We start from the raw sequence: 18,621 nt of genomic DNA, 5'->3' as shown, positions 1-18,621 counted from the left end.
GACAAGCAGCAGGAAGCCACTCAACCAAGGGCAACCAAACTCTACTTCCCTCAACAGATGCACAGTCTCAATGAACAAGTGAGGCAACCAGAAGCCGTTCCCCTCTCAGGGCACCCAGCCTCGACTGTCTCGATACCGCCTCCGGGGCGGGCCAGAGAAGCTAGCGGAAGTTCCGCCGGTCTTCAAGACCACCTCGTCGTCGGTGAGCGCTTTCTAAGTCCCCGACCCACAACTGTCAAACACCCCCCACACACCCCCCTCAACACCCGCAAAACCCAGGGAACTCCTGGCACCACCATGCAAAAAAGGCGGCCCCACAAGGACCGCCCCACACACATCGTCTCAACTTATCCACAGAAATCGCGCGGTCACTCAGCCCGACCGCGCTCATGAGGCCACTACCCCACCCCGACGATTGTCTTGGATGGCCCGGTGCTGGTGTGCTCGAACGAGGCGGGCAGCGCTTCGGCCTCGGGGGTAACGGCGGAGCGCGCCTCCGCATCGGATCGCCCCGATGACATCGAGCGCGCAAATTACCGTTGTGGTCTCCGTCGCCGTCGCCACAGCCGCGTCGCCGCTTGAGCCGCCGGCAGACCCGGCTCGGTTACAGGCGCCCCTTCGACACCGTCCTGACGATCACGCCACGCAGCCATGAAAGACCCTGATCGCTGTCCACCGCGTTGAGCCATGCCATGTCCAGGCGATGAAGCCGCTCCGGCAGGGGTGACGGCAGGACATGCAGGCAGAGGGCGTCCGCGAAGGGCGCCACGGCACTCCGAGGCAGCGTCGTCACCAGTTCCGTCCGCGCGACGAGATGCAGTGCCGCCATGAAATGCGGGACCGTCACGGCGATCCGCCGCGTCAGGCCCCGCGCTTCCAGCGCCTTGTCCATCCAGCTCAGGCGTTCCGGGAAGGAGGAGACGCGGACATGCCGAAGGCCGATGAAGGCATCCATGTCGAAGGGGCGCATTGCCTTCCAGGCCTGCTTGGACATGACGCAGACATGGGGATCCTCGCGAAGGTTCTGCCGCTGGCAGCGCGGTGGCGTGTCATCGATCTGGCCGAGCGCCAGCTCGATGCGTCCCTCATCCAGCAGTCGCGGCAGCACCGGGCCATCCTGGTTCTGGCCGCGCGGGAGATGGATGACCTCCAGGGAAATCTGGGGCGCCTCATCCGCCAGCGCCTCGATCACCTGCGGCAACAGGGTCGCCGACACATAGTCGTTCATGCCGATGCGGAACCGGCGCGCGCTGAATGCAGGGTCGAACGTCTCCGCGGGCACCGCCACCCGCTCCAGTGCCGCCAGGGCCGCCACCGCTGCCAGGCAGAGTTCGGTACCGCGTGGCGTCGGCACGAGGGCGCCCGGGCCGCGCACGAACAACTCATCCGCGAAGGCCAGGCGCAGGCGCTGCAGGGCATGGCTCATGGCGGGCTGGGACAGGCCGATCATGCGGCCCGCCGTGGTGATGCCGCGGCACTGCCACAGCGCCTGCAGCGCCTTCAGCAGGTTGAGGTCAAGCGACAGCAGGGACCGTATCGGTGCGGGAGCATTCGTCTGATGCATGTTGCGGATGACTAGCATCGATTTGACGGATTGCCGACCGCCGCGAAACAGTGGCCCCGTGCCGATGACCGCAGGAGAGCCGCCCGAATGGACATTGCCGCAACAAGAAGTCTGCTCCTTGCCGGGCTCGCGGCCCTGGCGGTCGCGCCTCTGCACGCGCAGACCCTGACCATCGGCATGGCCGGCGCCGTGACCTCCGCGGATCCCCATTTCCACAACGCCTCGCCCAACAACAGCATCGCCATGCAGGTCTTCGATCGGCTGGTGGAGCGCGCGGCGGGCGGCGGCCTGGCGCCGGGCCTCGCCGAATCCTGGCGGCCGGTTTCCGACACCGCGTGGGAATTCCGCCTGCGTCCTGGCGTGATCTGGCATGACGGCACGCCCCTGACCGCCGACGACATCGCCTTCAGCCTGACGCGCGCGCGCAGCGTGCCGAACAGCCCCGGCGGCTTCGGCGGTTTCCTCCGCGCCGTCGCGAATGTCTCCAGCGTCGATGCGACGACGCTACGGATCGAGACGCGCGGCCCCTCCCCCGGCCTCCCGGGTGACCTCGTGAATGTCGCGATCATCTCCCGCCACGCCGGGGAGGGTGCGGCGACGGCGGACTACAATGCGGGCCGCGCCGCCATCGGCACGGGGGCCTTCCGCCTGCGCGCCTTCCGCCCCGGCGACCGGGTGGAGCTGGAGCGCAATCCCGGCTGGTGGGGCCCTGCCGTGCCCTGGGAGGCCGCGAGCTACCGGATGATGCCGAACCCCGCGGGCCGCACCGCGGCGCTGCTGTCCGGCGATGTGGACATGATCGAGATGCCGGCGGCATCCGACCTGCCGCGCCTGCGCGGCACGACCGGCGTCTCCGTCGTCGGCGCGCCCGGGCTTCGCGTCATCTACCTGGCGCCGGAACATGGCGCGGCGACGCCGGCCGGCTTCGTCTCCGCCGCCGATGGCAGCGCGCTGCCCGCCAATCCGCTCGCGCGGCGGGAGGTGCGGCAGGCGCTGTCGCTCGCCATCAACCGCGCCGGGCTCGCGCAGCGCGTGCTGGAAGGCACCGCGGTGGCCAGCGTGCAGATCCTGCCGCTCGGCACCTTCTCCGCCGTGCCGTCGCTGACGGTGGGGGATGCCGAGCCGGATCGCGCCCGCGCCCTGCTGGCCTCGGCGGGTTTCCCGAACGGCTTCCGCCTGACGCTGCATGTGCCGACGGACCGCTACCCCGGCGCCCCCGCCGTCGCGCAGGCGATCGCGCAGATGTGGACGCGCATCGGCGTGCGCACCAGCGTCGCCTCCATGCCCTGGAGCGCCTATGCCGCGCAGCGCGGCAACTTCGCGATGCATGTAGTCGGGCTGGGCAACGCGACCTTCGATGCGACCTCGATGCTCGTGAACGTGCTCGGCACGCCGGACCCGGCCCGCAACATCGGCGCCAGCAACACCTCCTCCTACAGCAATCCCGCGCTGGATGCGCTGGTGGAGCGGGCGGCCGGCACCTTCGACGATGCGGCGCGGGAGGAGATGCTGCGCCAGGCGACGCGGCTCGCGATGGAGGATGGCGCGATCATCCCCCTCTACCACCAGACCAACAGCTGGGCGCTGCGCCGCGGCCTGACCTATGAGCCGCGCCTCGATGAACGGACGCTGGCCAAGGAAGTGGGGCGGGCGGCGCCATGATGCCGACCGAGCCGCAGGCGGGCTGGCAGGATGCGGACCCGCGGGACGCGGGCTTCGACCCCGCCGCGCTGGACCGCTTCACCGGGAAGCTGCAGTCGCTGACGACGACGTCCTTCATGGTCGTCTCGCGCGGCCGGGTGATCTACCGCCATGGCGACGTGTCGGAAGCCAGCTACCTCGCCTCCACGCGGAAGAGCATCCTGTCCCTCCTCTACGGGCCGCATGTGGCATCCGGTCGCATCGATCTGGACCTGACGCTGGACCAGCTTGGCATCGACGACGTGAAGGGCCTGTGGCCGGCGGAGAAGCGGGCGACGATCCGCGACATCCTGACCAGCCGGTCGGGCGTCTACTACCCCGCCGGCAGCCCCGGCGGCGACGATGCCGGCACGCCGCCGCGCGGGTCGCAGGCCCCCGGGACGCGCTTGCACTACAACAACTGGGATTTCAACGTTGCCGGCGCCATCTTCGAACAGCTGACCGGCATCGCCGTGCATGACGCGCTGCGCGACCAGCTGGCGGTGCCGCTGGGCTTCGAGGATTTCGACCGCGGCCGCCAACGGATGCTGGGCTATCCCGACCGGTCCCGCTTCCTCGCCTACCACATGTTCCTCTCGGGGCGTGACATGGCGCGCGTCGGGCTGCTGGTGCTGCGGGGCGGCCGCTGGAACGGGCAGCAGATCGTGCCGGAATCCTGGGTGCGGGACTGCGTGGCGCCGCATGTGCGCCCGGCGGAGATGCATGGCCAGTTCACGGGCCGCGGCCTCGGCTACGGCTACTACTGGTGGGTGCCGATGCACACCGAGGCAGCGGAATGGCAGGGCGCCTTCCTCGCTTCCGGCCACTACGGGCAGTTCGTCCTGGGCCTGCCCAAGCTCGATCTGCTGATGGTGCATCGCCGCGCCATCAGCGACGAACGCGCCATGCGCCGCAATGCGGGCATCGACCTCGGCGACCTGCCCTCCGTCTCCAGCACGCAGATGGTGGCGCTGGGCCAGGCGATCCTCGATTGCCGCGACGGCGTCAGTCCGCGGGCAGGGACGACACCGCCGCCGCAACAGCCGTGACGAAGCGCGCCATCCAATCCCCCTGGTCGCCCGGCCGCCAGGCATAGGCGCCGAAGGCGAAGTCGATCGCCGGCTCGAAGGGCCGGCTGACGCCGCCGGCCGCTTCATGCGCACGCGCCGTCATCGGATCGACCACCGCGCAGCCGAAGCCCTCCTGCACCAGCTGCGCGGCGGAGAAGGCCTGCATCGTCTCGATCGCCACGCGGAAGGCGGCGCCGCGCTGGGCGAAGGCGCGCTCCGTCTCCACCCGCACCAGCGAATTCGCGGCCAGCGCCACCATCGGCACGCCGTCCAGCGCCTCCGGCGTCAGCGGGCCGGCGCCGGCGGCCAGGGGGTGGCGCGCCGGCAGGATGAGGCGCCCCCGCATCGGGAAGGACGCGACCTCCCGCCCGATCTCGGCGGCGGGCGCCATCGAACTGAAGACGACGTCGCAGCGCCGCTGCGCCAGCATGCCCAGCGCCTGCTGCGACGGCACGATGTGCAGGCGGACCACCGGCGCCCCGGGCAGCGCCTGGAACCCCCGCAGCACCGCCGGCAGCAGCGTGTTGCCCAGCGCCGGCATGGTGGCGACCGACAGCACGCCGGCATGGCGCGACCGGATCTGCCCGGCCGTGTCCACCACGCGCGCCAGGCCGATGAAGGACCGCTCCACCTCCGCATAGAGCTCGATGCCATCCGTCGTCGCCGTCAGCCGCGTGCCGCGCCGGTCGAACAGCCGCAGGCCGAGCCCGGCCTCCAGATCCGCCAGCAGGCGGCTCACGGAGGGCTGGGAGACGTTCAGCATGCCCGCCGCCCGCGTCACGCTGCCCGCCTGCATCACCGCGCGGAACGCCTCCACCATGCGATGGGTGACCATGCCCGGGACATCGCCTTTCATAGCATTCGCGCATGGATACCCCAAGAAATACGATTGGACACTATGAGAGATCGCCATCGATGATCACCGCTTGGCAGGGATGAAAGCTGCCGGAGGGAGATCGATTCCATGCGCGTCTCGAGGAGAGGCCTGCTGGCCGCGGCCGGCGCCACCCTGCCCGTCGCGGCGCTGGCCCAGGGCGGCGGCGCTGGTCCTGTCCGCCTGGTCGTGCCCTTCGCGCCGGGTGGTTCCGTGGATGTGCTGGCCCGGCTGATGGCGCAGCCCCTTGGTGAGCGCCTGCGCCAGGAGGTCGTGGTGGAGAACCGGACCGGTGCCGCCGGCCTGATCGCGGTCGAGAACGTCCTGCAATCGCCGGCGAACGGCACGAGCCTGCTGGTCGCCTCAGGCGGCCAGGTGACCATCGCCGCGGCGCTGCCCCAGCCCCTCAGCTTCGACCCGATGCGGGACCTCGTGCCGGTCACTCATCTCGTCGATACGCCCTACATCTTCACCGCCGGCCCGTCGCTGCGACAGCCCGGCCTGGCCGAGATGATCGCGGATGCGAAGGCGCGTCCGGGCAGCATCACCTACGCTTCGCCAGGCACGGGATCCGTCACGCACCTGATGATGGAGATCCTGAACCAGGAGACGGGTGCCAGCTTCCTGCACGTGCCCTATCGCGGCACCGGCCAGGCGATGGCGGACCTCATGGCGGGGCGCGTGGACATGACGCTCGGCTCCGTCGCCTCGGTGAAGCCGGCGCTCGACCGGGGCGAATTGCGCGCGGTCGCGACGGCGGGCCATGCGCGGCTGGCCCAGTACCCCGCGGTGCCGACGACGACCGAACTCGGCATACCGGGGATGGATGTCCGCGTCTGGATCGGCCTCGTCGCCCGCCTCGGCACGCCCGCCGCCACCGTCGCGCGGGTCGATGAGGCGGTGCGCGCGACCCTCGCCTTGCCGGAGCTTCGCACGCGGCTGGAGCCCCTCGTCCTGGTCCCGGTCGCCGATGGCCCCGCGGCCTTCGGCGCGACGCTGGCGGAGGACGCCGCGCGCTGGAAGCGCGTCGTCACGCGCGGCAACATCACCCTCAACTGAGGCGATGCGCGGGACCACGGTCCCGCTTCCGCCAGGGATGCCCTGCATGGATACGGCTGCAATCATCGCCACGCTGCGGCGGCATGACACGCCCACGGTGTGGAACGCGCTGACGAAGCTGCGCGGCCCGCGCATCGAGGGCCTGACGCTCGGCGCCCCCATCGCCAGCGATCCGGCCCTGCGCATGGTCGGCTACGCCGTCACGGCGCGGATGACATCCGACCATCCCGCGCCGCTCACGCAGGCGGAGAAGGACCGCATCCGCTTCGCCTATTACCGCATGGTCGGCGGTGGCCCCGGCCCGCGCATCGTCGTGATGGAGGATGTCGGGACGCGCGCGGGCCTGGGCTCGATCTGGGGCGAGGTGCATGCCGCGATCCATCGCGGGCTGGGCTGCGAGGGCGTCATCACGAATGGCGCGATGCGGGACCTCGATGCCCTCGACGGCTTTCCGATCCTCGCGGGCAGCATCTGCCTCGGCAACGGCTTCACCCAGATCCGCGAGATCGGCCAACCCGTGACCGTCTTCGGCCTCACGGTCCATCCGGGCGATTTGATTCATGCCGACCGGCATGGCGCCATGGTCGTGCCGGCCGAACACCTGTCGGCCCTGCCCGGCGCGATCGACGCGCTGCTGGCGGGGGAGCAGGCCCTGATCCGCGCCGCCCGCACGCCCGGCTTCGACGCCGAAGCCCTCATCTCCCTGTGGCAGAAGACTCACTGATGAAGATCCTGGTCATCGACCCGCTCTACGACACCGTGCCCGATGTGGAGGAAGCCGCCGCCGGCCCCGGCGTGGAGCTGATCTATCGCCGCTCCGTCCAGGGCACGCTCCCGGACCCGCGCGATTATGCGGGGGTGGATGCGGTGCTGAACTGCCGCAGCGCGCATCGCATCACGGCGGAGACCATCGCAAGGCTGGACCGCTGCCGCTGCATCGCGCAGGGCGGCGTCGGCTACGGCCATGTCGATCTCAAGGCTGCCGGTGAGGCCGGCATCCCCGTCATCAACACGCCGGACTACGGCACGACGGAGGTCGCGGACCATGCCGTCGCCCTGTCGCTCGCCCTGCTGCGCGGCGTGCAGGCCTATGACCGGCGGCTGCGCCGGTCCAATGACAGCTGGGATGCGCGGCTGCTGAAGACGGTGAAGCGGCTGGGCGGGCTGCGCGTCGGCATCCTCGGCCTCGGCCGCATCGGCACCGCCGCCGCGCGGCGCTTCGAGGCCTTCGGCATGAAGGTCGGCTACTACGACCCGCACCTGCCGGTCGGCCACCAGCTCTCCTTCGGCTGGGAACGCTTCGACACGCTGAACGCGTTGCTGGCGCGCAGCGACCTGCTCAGCATCCATTGCCTGCTGAACGAGGAGACGCGCGGCATGATCGATGCGCGCGCGCTGGCCCTGCTGCCGCCGGGCGCCGTTCTGGTGAACACCGCGCGCGGCGGTATCGCGGATTTCGCGGCGATCGCCGAAGCGCTGCGGAGCGGCCATCTCGGCGCCGCCGGGCTTGATGTCTTCGAGCAGGAGCCCCTCGACCGCGCGGACCCGCTGATCCGGGCCTGGGCCGCGGGCGAGGAATGGCTGGATGAGCGACTGATCCTGACGCCGCACTCGGCCTTCTACAGCACCGCCAGCATCATCGACATCCGCCGCCTGTCGATGACCTACCTGGTCGACTACCTCCGCAACGGGCGCCTGCGGACCTGCGTGAACGGCCCCTATCTGCGACACCAGCGATAAGGGTACCTGGCCGCGGCGTAGGCCTGCAGCCCGTGGGGCGCTGCAGGCTGCCCGCGTGACGGTCACCATCACGCCGGCCCCTCATCCCCACCACGCGATCCTGGTGGACCCGGTGCGGCGCCTGCAGCCAATGTCTGAAGAAGACCGCGCCGTCCTTGAAGGGCAGCTCCGGTGTCGTTGGTAGCGGCGAACCGCTGCCGACGATGGCACACCAGGATCGTGCCGGCCTGACGTCATCCTCAAAACGCGTTGCCTGTTCGACGCGGCTATCCTCCCCCGGACGAAGGTCGTGCCCCGGCACGTGGTGTAAAATCGTCGATCGTCGGATAGGCTCGAGATGGATCAGGCGACCACGGCGGGCAGCCTGACGATGTCAGTATGGCTGACGCGGGCGAGCGCTTCCAGGCTCATGTAGCGGCGCGCTACGGCCCACTCGTCGTTGAATTCCAGCATCTGAGCGCCGACGAGGCGGATGATGGCCTCGTCATTAGGAAAGATGCCGACGACATCGGCGCGGCGCTTCACCTCCTTGTTGAGGCGTTCGAGCGGGTTGGTGCTGGCGATCTGCGGCCAGTGCTCCGTTGGGAAATCCATGTAGGCGAGGACGTCCTCGCGGCAGGCGTCCATCATGGCGCTGAGCTTCGGCTGCTTCTCGCGGAGCGCGTCAGCGACGGTGTCCCACTGCGTCACGGCGTCGGCCTTGGTGTCCTGCGCGAAGATGGTCTTCAGCATGGCGACGACGGCGGCGCGCTGCTTGGCCGGCGCATGGGCCAAGGCATTCCGCATCCAGTGCACGCGACACCGCTGGAGGGTGGCGCTGAACACGCGACGGGCGGCGGCGCGCAGGCCTTTGTGGTCATCGGCGACGACGAGCTTGACGCCGCGCAGGCCGCGATCGGCAAGGCAGCGCAGGAAGTCTGTCCAGAACGTCTCCGCTTCGGACGGCCCGGTGGCGACGCCCAGCACCTCGCGCTTGCCATCCTCGTTGACGGCGACGGCGATTATCACGGCACGGCTGACGATCCGGCCGCCGTCGCGAACCTTGAGGTAGGTGGCGTCGAGCCAGAGATAGGGCCAGCGACCTTCCAAGGGGCGGCTGAGGAAGGCGTTCACACGGGTGTCGATCTCGGCGCAGAGCCTCGAGACCTGGCTCTTCGACATGCCGCCCGCGCCCAGTGCCTTCACCAGGTCATCGACGGCGCGTGTAGAGATGCCGTGGACGTAGGCTTCCTGCACCACGGCCACCAGCGCCTTCTCGGCGGTCCGGCGGGGCTCCAGGAAGCTCGGAAAGTAGGAGCCCTTGCGCAGCCGCGGGATGGCCAGCTCGATGCGGCCGGCACGGGTGCCCCAGTCCCGCTCGCGATAGCCGTTTCGGTAAACCTCGCGCAGCGGGCTGCGCGCGCCCTTGGCCGCGCCGGCGGCCGCCTCCGCTTCGGCGTCCATGATCCGATCGGCAGCGAAGGCCAGCATGTCACGCACCAGGTCGGCGTCGGCGCCCTTCTCCACCAGTTCGAGAAGCGCCATCCTTTCGTCGGTCATCGTTGGTCTCCGGTTCGGTGAGAGGTCTCGCAACCCGAACCTACCGAAGATCGGCGGTGACCGCCCACGACGCCGCCGGCCGCGCGCTGCGCTACGCCAGGGGCTCCGCGCGCGGCCTCTTACACCACGCCCTGGGGCACAAACGAGATTCCGTAGAGACAGGACTAGATGGTCGGGTAACCGCGATCGTCGGCTCCAACGGGGCTGGCAAAACTGCCGTAGTAGCGGCGCTGCAAACGCTTTTCGGTGTCAGAGCGGAAGATCGTCGGATCACCCGAGAGGATGTCCATTTTGGGCTGAATGAGGAGCCGGGCCTTCCGATACCCTCAACAGATGAAGACGAGGCCGTGCCAGCGGCCGAGAGGTTGTTGATCTAAGGGCTTAATTCATGGGATGCGGGAACGCGCAGCCGACGATACCAATACATCACGGTGACCATCTAGGTTGCGCCCGCACCATCGCCCGAAACACAGCCGGCAACTGCCAAATCCCAGCCTGGCGCGGCCAGCTTCGCCACGTCATCCCACGCGCCTTCGGCAAGCACCCTGCCCTGCGCCAGGACTACGACATGGGAAGCATGGCGGGCAACGCCCGCGCGGTGAGTGGTGACCAGCACGGTCTTCCGGCCGACCAGGTGCAGCAGCACCTCCATCACCTCCTGCTCCGCCACCGGATCCAGCGCGGCTGTCGGTTCATCCAGAACCAGGATGGAGGTGTCACGCAACAGGGCGCGGGCCAACGCGATACGCGCCCGCTCCCCGCCTGAAAGGCCTGCACCGCCTTCACCCAGCGGCGTGTCAATGCCCTGCGGCAAGGCTCGCACAAATCGCTCGGCCCCCGCTTCCCGCAGCGCGGCCCACAGCGCGTCCTCGGCTGCCGAGGGGTCCGCGAGGAGGATGTTGAGGCGGATTGTCGTGGCGAAGAGGAAGCCATCCTGTGGCAGATAGCCGATCCGCGTCCGCCAAGCTCGACGCGCCTCGGGCGGAAGGGCGACGCCGTCCACCAGCAGCGAACCGTCGGTCGGTGTTGTCAGGCCCGCGACCAGTTCCGCGACACTGGTCTTGCCGCCGCCGGAAGGCCCGACCAGCGCCGTCATCCGCCCCGCCGGGATGGACAGGGTCGCGCCAGCCAGCGCGGGACGCCGCGTGCCGTCATGGCGCAGCGTCACGCCAGACACGGTGATGGCCCGGCCCGGGGCGGGTGGCGCCGGGGAGCCGAGCGGCTCCGCACTGGCGCGCAGATCGTGCAGGGTTGCCATCAGGTGTCCATGGATGGGCAGGATGAGGTCCACCTGCGACGCGGCCTCCCACAACCGCGCAGCAGAGCTGCCCAGCCGGGCGAAGACGGCGCCTAGGACGACAAGCTCCGCAACGCCGATACCCAGCCCCTCCACCCCCCACAGCACGACGAGGATGGCGGAACAGGCCGCCAGGATACGCCCCACCGCACGGTGAGTCGAAGCTGCCCGGGTCTGCGCCGCCTGCGCCGCTCGCTGCGCCTCGCTGGCGCTGGCAAGCGCCAGCCCGGCATCGCGCTCCGCCCCGAAGGCCTTGATGGTGCGGAGGCCGGCGAGGCCTTCCGACGCTTCCGCATGAAGCCTGGCTTGCGCATGGCGCAATCGCTCGCCCGCGGCTTGCACCTGCCGCCGGAGGGCACGCAACGGGATCACCGCCAGCGCGGCCAGGAGCACGATTCCTACCGTCGCGCCTGGAGAGACAAGCAGCGCCGCCACCAGCATCGCGGCCACCTGCGCCAGCGCAGCGGCGATGCGCAGCACGGCATCCGCCGCGACGCCGCAGCGGGACGTCTCAGCGACGAGGGCGTGCAGCAGGCCGGCACGAGACCGCGCGGCCAGGAAAGCGGGATCGGCGCCCAGGATGGCGGCGTGCAGCGCGGATCGCACGGTATTGGTATAGCGCTGTACCAATTCCGCCCCCGCCACGGCGCGGGCCCAGATCACGCCGGCAGCAAGCATGACGAGGATGACGTAGAGCAGCAGCGCGGCGCGAAGCCCCAGCGCCTCCCCGATCATACGCAGCGGCGCCGCCGCATCCGGGCGCGCCAGGCCCAGCGCATCCAGCAGCGGCAGAAGCAGCAAGATGCCCACCCCCTCGGCCATCGCGGCGAGGAGGCCGAGCGCCGTCACCAGCAGGAAGCGCCAGCGCCCGGCCGCCAGCACATCGGCCAGCAGCGTGCGAAGGCGCCCGCTACGCCCGCCGCCGCCAGCAGCCTCGATCAGAAGCGGCGCTCCTGCACGCGCACGATGTCGCCCGGCAGCAGGGGCGTAAGCTCGGTGGCGCGAAACTCTTCCAGCCGTCCCGCCGTCTGGCGGATCAGCAGCACCTCCCCCTGCCGCGCGCGGTAGTCGTAGCCACCCGCGCGGGCGATGGCGCTGAGCACGGTGACGCCGCTGAGGTAGGGGAATTCGCCGGGCTGCTTCACCTCCCCCAGCACATAGAAGGGACGGAAGGACAGCACCTCGACCGAGACATTGGGGTTCTGGAGGTAGTTCTCCTGCCGCAGGCGCGTGGCGATGCGGGCGGCAAGGACATTGGCGCTGATTCCGGCTGCCTGCACGCTCCCTGCCAGGGGCAGCGCCAGGTTGCCGGCATTGTCCACATTGAACTCCCCGGACAGGCTTTCCTGCCCGAAGACGACGACGCGAAGCCGGTTGCCGGCTTCCAGCACATAGCCGTCGTTCAGCGCAGGCAGCGTTTGCGGCGCCGCCGTGGCCGGCAGCGGGCCGGAAGCGCTGCAGGCCGAGAGGCAGCCGGCCAGCAGGGCCAACAGGGTCAGGCGAAGGGCACCGTTCATCGACGTCTCTCCTCCACGCGGCGCAGCAGCCCGTGGGTCTGGGGTTGCGCGGCCATCAGCCCCCGTCGGCCGCCCCGCGCCCGGTGGGGAACCGGCGCAGGCCGAGCGCCTGGCAGAGGCTGAGGCCGATGAAGGCCGGAATGCAGCGCGCGTAGCGGGACGCCAGCCGCCGGGGCTCGGTCGCCAGGCGGAAGCACCATTCCAGGCCGTTCCGCCGCATCCAGCCCGGCGCCTGGGGCTTGGCACCTGACAGGAAGTCGAAGGCCGCGCCGACGCCGACCATGACGGGCGCCTCGAGGCGGCCGAGGTGATCCGCCATCCAGCGTTCCTGCTTGGGCGCGCCAAGGCCGACCCACAGGATGTCGGGCCGCGCCGCGTTGATGCGCGCGACCAGATCCGCATCCTCCTCCGCCGTCAGCGGGCGGAAGGGCGGCGCGATGCGGGCCGCGACCACGAGGCCGGGGGCGCGTGCGCGAAGCCCTGCCTCCAGCGCCTCCAGCGTCCGCTCGGTCGACCCGAACAGGACATGCCGCAGGCCGAGCGGCACGGAGGCCGCGCAGGCCGCCAGCATCAGGTCCGGCCCATAGACGCGCTCCGCCGGGATGCCCCGCAGGCGGCAGGTCCAGACCAGGGGCATGCCATCCGTCGTCACCATCGCGGCGCCGCCCAGCACGGTGCGGAATCCAGGGTCGCGCTGCGCCTCGGTGATGACATTGGCGTCGGCGACACAGACATAGCGGCGTCCATCGGCCCGCGCCCAGCCCAGCAGGCGCGCCGTCGCGTCGCGCAGCGTCTGCGCCGCGACCTCTACCCCCAGGATGTTGACGCAAGGAGGCGCAGCCAGGGCGTCCGCCATCACCAGGCGCCCGTGCCGCGCAGCACGACGGGAATCGTGCGCAGCAGGATCAGGATGTCGAGGCCGAGCGACCAGTGGCGGACATAGAGGGCATCGGCGCGTTCCAGCGTCGCGTCATCCGTCGTGCTGCGGCCGGATACCTGCCACTGCCCGGTGATGCCAGGCCGCATCCGGCAGCGGCGGCGCACCGCGCCCGGCCGGAGCCGCGCCAGGTGGTAGTCCGGCAGCGGTCGCGGGCCCACCATGCTCATGTCGCCGCGCAGCACGTTGAGGAGCTGTGGCAGCTCATCGATGCTGTAGCGGCGCAGGAAATGCCCGACCACCGGGATGATCCGCGGATCATGCCGGAGCTTCGAGGATCCCTCCCATTCCGCCACCAGCGCGGGCTGGGCGCGGAGGAGGCGGGCCAGCACCGCATCGGCATCCGGCCGCATGGTCCGCAGCTTCCACATGCGGAAGGCGACGCCATCAAGCCCGCGCCGTGACTGCGCGTAGAAGACCGGCCCCGGGGAGGCCAGCAGGATCGCGACGGCTGCCAGCAGGATGAACGGCAGCGCCAGGATGCCGGCGGGAATCACCAGCGCCAGGTCCAGCGCGCGCTTCAGGGCCAGCGCGCGGCGGCGGGACGCAGACTGCGCCGCCTTCACCGACACCAGCGCGGGTGCCGCCCCCCAGCGCGCGGCCAGCGCCTCACGCGTCATCGTCGCGGGAACTCCAGGATTGCGCGTAGCCGAGGCCGAGCAGCAGGGCGAGTGTGGCGGCCACGGCGGGGATCTGCGGGCTGAAATCGACCAGCCCATGCGCGCCTGCCAGCACCGCGGCGGCGACGGCAAGGATGGAATACACTTGGTCCCTGCGCCGCCGCAGCGCACCGCGGATGCAGCGCAGCAGGATGAGCAGCGGCGCCAGCAGGAACAGCCCGGCCGACGGCAGGCCAAGTTCCATCGCGGCCTCCAGGTAGCTGTTATGCGCAAATTCCCAGACCAGCGGCGCGGCCAGCTCCGTGTCGCGGTAGATTCGGAAGGCCGGCAGGAAGGCGCCATAGCCATGGCCCACCAGCGGCGCCGCGGCGATCGCGTCCAGTGTCAGGGCATTCAGCGGTGCGCGCGCGTCGTCCGCCATGCGCTCCGGCGCATCGCCCACGCGCTCCGCCGTCTCCGCCAGGCGCCACAGCGTGCCGTCCCCGCTCATGCCCAGCACCCCGCCGCCAACAAGGCAGAGGAGCAGGGCAAAGGCCCCGGCCTGTACCGGCTTGACGAAGCGCGTGGCCGCGACGACCAGCAGCAGCGCCAGCACGGCCAGTGCGGTGGCCAGGAAGGCGCCGCGGGAATGGGAGAGCAGCAGCGCGGTACCCGTCAGCGCCATCGCGGCCAGGTACGGTGTGCCACGCAGCAGCAGCGTCTCCGCGACGTCCCGCGCGCCGACCCGGCGCGCCCCCAGCACGGGGCGCACCGAATCCAGCAGCAACAGGGCGCTGGCCAGCAGGCCAAGTCCTGCATAGGCGCCATAAGCGTTGCGGTTCACGAAGGTGGAGGTCAGGTCGCCGAGATAGGCTTCCTTTGCAAACCACAGGATCGCTTCCCGTCCCGAGAAATGCATGACGAGGCCATAGGCCGCATAGGCGATGCTGGCCGCGACGAAGGCGACCACCGCATGCCGCGCCCGTTCGCGGTCACGGCCGAACTGCACGGCCAGCCAGAAGACGAGGGCGAAGGACGCCGCGCGCAGCAGCGCCTGGATTGTCCGCTCCGGATCGACGGAGATGGCGTCGGACGTGCCAGCCCCCAGCGCGGCGGCAGCTTCCGCCCAGAGCGGATGGGAGACGTGGGTCAGCACGCCCCCCGTGGCCTGGAACGCCGCCCAGAGCAGCGCGAGGGCGAAAGGCAGCGCCACGGGCGCGAGCTGCCTCGCGGAAACGGGCGCGCGTTGCACCCCCAGGGCGAGGCGAAGCGCCAATGCGAAGGCGAGGGCGGCGACGACGACGGCGAACAGGTTCCACGCGACCGGCCGCTGCCCCCCGAGCGCGAGGGGAAGCAGCAGCACGGCCGCCAGGAAACCACGGAACAGGCCTGTCTCGATGGTACCGCTCAAGGACCGCTCGCTTCGCTGGGCTGCCCCGGCGGGGAGTGTCAGGTTGGGCTGCCGGAGACGAAGGGGTTCTCGCCACGGCCGTCGCGAATCAGGTTACCGGGCTGGTTCTGCACGGGCTGCTGGCTCTCCCGTCGCGGCTCCGACTCCTGCGTCGTCCCGACGCCGAGGATCTGGGCGATCATGGCGGGGTTCTGCGGATTGACGCTCGACAGGGCCTGCTGCTGGCTGGCCACGAGGAGCTGGGTTCGCACGGCATTGGCGCCGTCCGGCACCGCGGCACGCACGGCCGGCGCATTCACGGCGCTGTAGGCGACCGACATGACCTGGAGCGCGGCGGTCGGGCTCTGCGCGTAGACCTGCGGCTGCGCGGCCAGGTGGACCATGGACTGCGCGGTGGCCCCGACGCCGCGGGGATCGGCCATCTGCACGGAAGGCTGCGCGACGATCCGCGCCGCCGACGTCAGCACGGAGGCCGCGGACTGGGGGGCAGCAGTCTGCACCGCGCTGTTCCCTATCACGGCGAGCGCCGCGGTCGCGGATTGCAGCGCGGCGGCCGGGTTCGTCGGCGCCAGCCGCTCCGCGTTCTGCACCACGAGCACGGCCAGGCTGGCGACGCGCTGCGGATCGCCGCCCGACAGGGTCAGGATGGCCGTCTGGATCGCTTGCGCGTTGCCTGACAGCACCGCTGCGGCGAGTGCCGGCGGCAGCGTTCCCTGCTGCGACTGCTGCGCGCCCTGCCGTGCCTGCTGGGCCACGACGCTGACCGGCGAAAGCCCGAGCGAAGCCACGGCCAGCGCGGCGATGATCGCGAAGCGCCTGGCGCTGTGGCTGAAGCCGGATTCACCCATGTCGGAAGCCTCCGAAAGGCGGGACGGCCAAGGCGCCCCGCGGGACTGGCGTCCCGTATCCGCCTTACATATCGCAGACTCCGCCCCCCGTCGCAACTCCGTGATCGCTGGCCAAGGAAACCGTATCGGCGCAGTAGCGAGAGCGCGTGCGACGCGATACACAATCGGTTGATGCGCGCCGTCGCGTCCCTCCAGCATGTCTCCATGGGCCGGATCCTTGTCCCTCGTCACACAGCAATCGTTGTTCGGCGGGATCGCCCCCACGCCCGTTGCCACGCCGGGACGTGCCGCACAGCTGCGGCAGACGGCCCGCTGGATGCTGCGCCTGCTGCTTCGCAGCAAATACATCATCATCGCCTGCCTCGTGCTCGGCATGCTGCCCGCGGTGCTCTACGTCCAGCAGACCACGCCGCTCTTCACCGCGGAGGCACAGATCGTCGTGCAGGCCGCCGGCACGAACGACGTGCTGCGCGACCGCGCAGGACCGCCGCAGAACCTCAATGACAGCGTCATGGCGACGGAGGTCCGCGTCGCTTCCTCCCGCGGCCTGGCCGCGCGGGTGGTGGCGGAACTGCGGCTGGACACCGATCCGGAGTTCAACCCGGAACTGCGCCGCCCCGCCGCGCTGCCGGGCCTGCTGCGCTCGCTGAACCCGCTGTCCTGGCTACCCCGCCCGCCCCCCCCCGGGCGGACGGAGGAGGACGCCATCAGCCCCGCCGGGGCGGAGGCGGTCCGCAGCGCCGCCATCCTGAACGGCGTGCTTTCCCGCCTGCGCGTCACGTCAGACCGCCGGTCCTTCGTGCTCACCATCCAATTCGTTTCCCAGAACCCGGAAAAGGCGGCCCGCATCGCCAATGCCTTCGCCGCCGCCTATGTGCGCGAACGCCTCGAGGTCAGCTTCGAGGATGCGCGCCGCCTGACGGACTGGCTCGGCGCGCGGCTGGAGGGGCTGCGCCAGGATGTCGCGACCGCCGAGGGCGCGGTGGAGCGCTTCCGGTCCGAGAACGGGCTGCGCGCCACCGGCGGCCGGCAGGCGACGGTGAACGACCAGCAGCTGTCGGAGCTGAACTCTCGCCTCGTCATCGCGCGCGCAGACCTGGCGCAGCGCCAGGCGCGCCTCGCGCAGGTCCGTTCGCTGAACCGCGGGAGTGGAGTCGGGACCTCCACCGACGTCCTGCAATCGCCCGTGGTGCAACGGCTGCGGGAGCAGGAGACGATCAAGGCGCGCGAATTGACCGAGGCGCTCCAGGTCTACGGCGAACGCCACCCGCGCACCATCGGCCTGCGCGCGGAACTCGCCGAGCTGCGGCGGGGCCTGGGGTCGGAAACCGACCGCATCGTGACGTCCATCGCCAATGAGGTGGAGGCGATGGCGAGCGGCGTCGCCTCGCTGGAGCGGGAACTGCAATCGCTGCGCGACCGGACGGACTCTGCCGGTGAGGTCACGGTGCGTCTGCGGGAGCTGGAGCGCCACGCCGAGACCAGCCGCGCGCTCTACGAAACCTTCCTGACGCGCTTCCGGCGGGAGGGGGAGCAGCAGCAGATGGCGCTGCCCAATGCGCGCGTGGTCTCCGCCGCGACCATTCCGCTCTCCCCTTCCGCCCCGCGGGCGATGCGGATCTATGCCGCGGCCTTCCTGCTGGCCAGCGGCTTCGCCATCGCCCTCGTCTTCCTGCTCGACAAGCTCGACAACGCCGTGCGGTCGGCAGACGAGGCGGAGGAGGTCACGGACCTCCCGGTACTCGCCATCCTCCCCCGGCTGCAGGGCCGCAGCCCGGACGTGGTGAGGATCGTGACGGAGCAGCCGCGGTCCGCCCTCTCCGACGCCCTGCGCGGCCTGTGCACGGCCCTCGGCGGAGACGGGGAGCCGGGCCAGTCACGCTTCATCCTCATCACCTCTTCCGAACCCGGGGAAGGCAAGAGCTTCACCTCCGCCGCGCTGGCGCTGACCTTCGCCCGCGCCGGTGAACGCGTGCTGCTGATCGATGCTGATACCTGTCGCCCCCGGCTGCATGACGTCTTCGGCGTGCCGAACGAGACCGGCCTCGTCGACCTGCTGGCGGGCGAGGCGACGCTGGATGCCGCGGCCCGCACCACGACGGAGGCGAAGCTGGACTTCATGCCGGCCGGCCGCCGTGCGGACGTCACGACCGTGTTCCAGGCGGCGCGCTTCGCCGCCCTGAAGCCGGCCCTGGCGGCGCGCTACACCCGCATCATCGTCGACACGCCACCGGTGCTCGCCGTCTCGGACGTGCGGGTGCTGGCACCGCTGGTGGATGAGGTCGTGTTCCTTGTGAAGTGGAACGCGACGTCGCGCGATGCCGTCCGTACCAGCGTGAAGATGCTGCGCGCGGACGGCACGCCGCCCGCCGGCATCGTCCTGGCGCAGATCGACCGCCGCCGCCATGCCCGCTACGGCTATGGCGATTACGGGCAGTATTACGGGCGCTATGCCGAATACTACGGACGCTAGCGCGACCGCGCCG

At 70.6% G+C, this 18,621-nt stretch carries 16 protein-coding genes; 6 read left to right on the top strand and 10 right to left on the bottom strand.

Going from position 1 to position 18,621, the window contains the following annotated elements; genetic code table 11:
• Positions 1–604 precede the first annotated feature (604 nt).
• The gene (locus G3576_RS29840; RefSeq protein WP_164698136.1) at positions 605–1,564 is read right to left on the bottom strand and encodes a LysR family transcriptional regulator; all 960 of its coding nucleotides are present in this window, start codon (positions 1,562–1,564) and stop codon (positions 605–607) included.
• An 87-nt stretch (positions 1,565–1,651) separates the two neighbouring features.
• Here G3576_RS29840 and G3576_RS29835 point away from each other — a divergent pair, with 87 nt between their 5' ends.
• Together G3576_RS29835 and G3576_RS29830 are read left to right on the top strand one after the other, a co-directional pair.
• Positions 1,652–3,226 (top strand): ABC transporter substrate-binding protein, encoded by a 1,575-nt coding sequence (locus tag G3576_RS29835; protein WP_164698135.1) that lies wholly within the window; start codon positions 1,652–1,654, stop codon positions 3,224–3,226.
• Positions 3,223–4,293 carry a serine hydrolase domain-containing protein gene (locus G3576_RS29830; RefSeq protein WP_164698134.1) on the top strand — a complete coding sequence of 357 codons (1,071 nt, stop codon included), beginning with the start codon at positions 3,223–3,225 and terminating at the stop codon, positions 4,291–4,293. Before G3576_RS29835 ends, G3576_RS29830 begins: the two co-directional genes overlap by 4 nt.
• On the opposite strand, the gene G3576_RS29825 is transcribed toward G3576_RS29830, so the two are convergent.
• Entirely contained in the window at positions 4,250–5,149 is a 900-nt protein-coding gene (locus tag G3576_RS29825) for a LysR substrate-binding domain-containing protein (protein ID WP_164698133.1), read from the bottom strand. The genes G3576_RS29830 and G3576_RS29825 overlap by 44 nt on opposite strands.
• 129 nt (positions 5,150–5,278) lie before the next feature.
• Between G3576_RS29825 and G3576_RS29820 the strand changes: the two genes are divergently transcribed.
• Genes G3576_RS29820 through G3576_RS29810 form a run of 3 tightly spaced genes read left to right on the top strand, consistent with a single transcriptional unit; the run spans position 5,279 to position 7,987 of the window.
• Positions 5,279–6,247 (top strand): Bug family tripartite tricarboxylate transporter substrate binding protein, encoded by a 969-nt coding sequence (locus G3576_RS29820; RefSeq protein ID WP_164698132.1) that lies wholly within the window; start codon positions 5,279–5,281, stop codon positions 6,245–6,247.
• A 46-nt stretch (positions 6,248–6,293) separates the two neighbouring features.
• Entirely contained in the window at positions 6,294–6,971 is a 678-nt protein-coding gene (locus tag G3576_RS29815) for an RraA family protein (protein ID WP_164698131.1), read from the top strand.
• A complete protein-coding gene (locus G3576_RS29810; protein ID WP_164698130.1) occupies positions 6,971–7,987 on the top strand; it encodes a C-terminal binding protein in 1,017 nt (338 codons plus the stop codon). Before G3576_RS29815 ends, G3576_RS29810 begins: the two co-directional genes overlap by 1 nt.
• Positions 7,988–8,329: 342 nt before the next feature.
• Here the strand turns inward: G3576_RS29810 and G3576_RS29805 are convergent, their stop codons facing one another.
• The 8 genes from G3576_RS29805 to G3576_RS29775 form a co-directional block, all read right to left on the bottom strand.
• Positions 8,330–9,526 (bottom strand): IS256 family transposase, encoded by a 1,197-nt coding sequence (locus G3576_RS29805; protein ID WP_164698129.1) that lies wholly within the window; start codon positions 9,524–9,526, stop codon positions 8,330–8,332.
• A gap of 164 nt (positions 9,527–9,690) precedes the next feature.
• A complete protein-coding gene (locus G3576_RS32445; RefSeq protein ID WP_268888607.1) occupies positions 9,691–9,816 on the bottom strand; it encodes a hypothetical protein in 126 nt (41 codons plus the stop codon).
• Between the two features lie 149 nt (positions 9,817–9,965).
• Complete coding sequence (locus G3576_RS29800) at positions 9,966–11,705, bottom strand: ATP-binding cassette domain-containing protein (protein WP_164698128.1); 1,740 nt, start codon at positions 11,703–11,705, stop codon at positions 9,966–9,968.
• A gap of 56 nt (positions 11,706–11,761) precedes the next feature.
• Positions 11,762–12,340 carry a polysaccharide biosynthesis/export family protein gene (locus G3576_RS29795; protein WP_164698127.1) on the bottom strand — a complete coding sequence of 193 codons (579 nt, stop codon included), beginning with the start codon at positions 12,338–12,340 and terminating at the stop codon, positions 11,762–11,764.
• A gap of 55 nt (positions 12,341–12,395) precedes the next feature.
• Complete coding sequence (locus G3576_RS29790; protein ID WP_207623106.1) at positions 12,396–13,196, bottom strand: WecB/TagA/CpsF family glycosyltransferase; 801 nt, start codon at positions 13,194–13,196, stop codon at positions 12,396–12,398.
• Positions 13,196–13,897, bottom strand: a complete 702-nt coding sequence (locus G3576_RS29785) for a sugar transferase (protein WP_164698126.1) — start codon at positions 13,895–13,897, stop codon at positions 13,196–13,198. The genes G3576_RS29790 and G3576_RS29785 overlap by 1 nt, the downstream gene beginning before the upstream one ends.
• On the bottom strand, positions 13,887–15,287 hold the full coding sequence (locus G3576_RS29780; protein ID WP_164698125.1) for an O-antigen ligase family protein: 1,401 nt from the start codon (positions 15,285–15,287) through the stop codon (positions 13,887–13,889). The genes G3576_RS29785 and G3576_RS29780 overlap by 11 nt, the downstream gene beginning before the upstream one ends.
• A gap of 38 nt (positions 15,288–15,325) precedes the next feature.
• Positions 15,326–16,135, bottom strand: a complete 810-nt coding sequence (locus G3576_RS29775; protein ID WP_164698124.1) for a hypothetical protein — start codon at positions 16,133–16,135, stop codon at positions 15,326–15,328.
• Between the two features lie 316 nt (positions 16,136–16,451).
• Between G3576_RS29775 and G3576_RS29770 the strand changes: the two genes are divergently transcribed.
• A complete protein-coding gene (locus G3576_RS29770) occupies positions 16,452–18,608 on the top strand; it encodes a GumC family protein (RefSeq protein WP_164698123.1) in 2,157 nt (718 codons plus the stop codon).
• Positions 18,609–18,621: the final 13 nt, after the last annotated feature.

Source organism: Falsiroseomonas algicola (assembly GCF_011040385.1).
Classification (GTDB): Bacteria; Pseudomonadota; Alphaproteobacteria; order Acetobacterales; family Acetobacteraceae; genus Falsiroseomonas; species Falsiroseomonas algicola.
The sequence above is the reverse complement of the archived record's forward strand: the minus strand, read 5'-3'. Positions and strand labels throughout refer to the sequence as shown.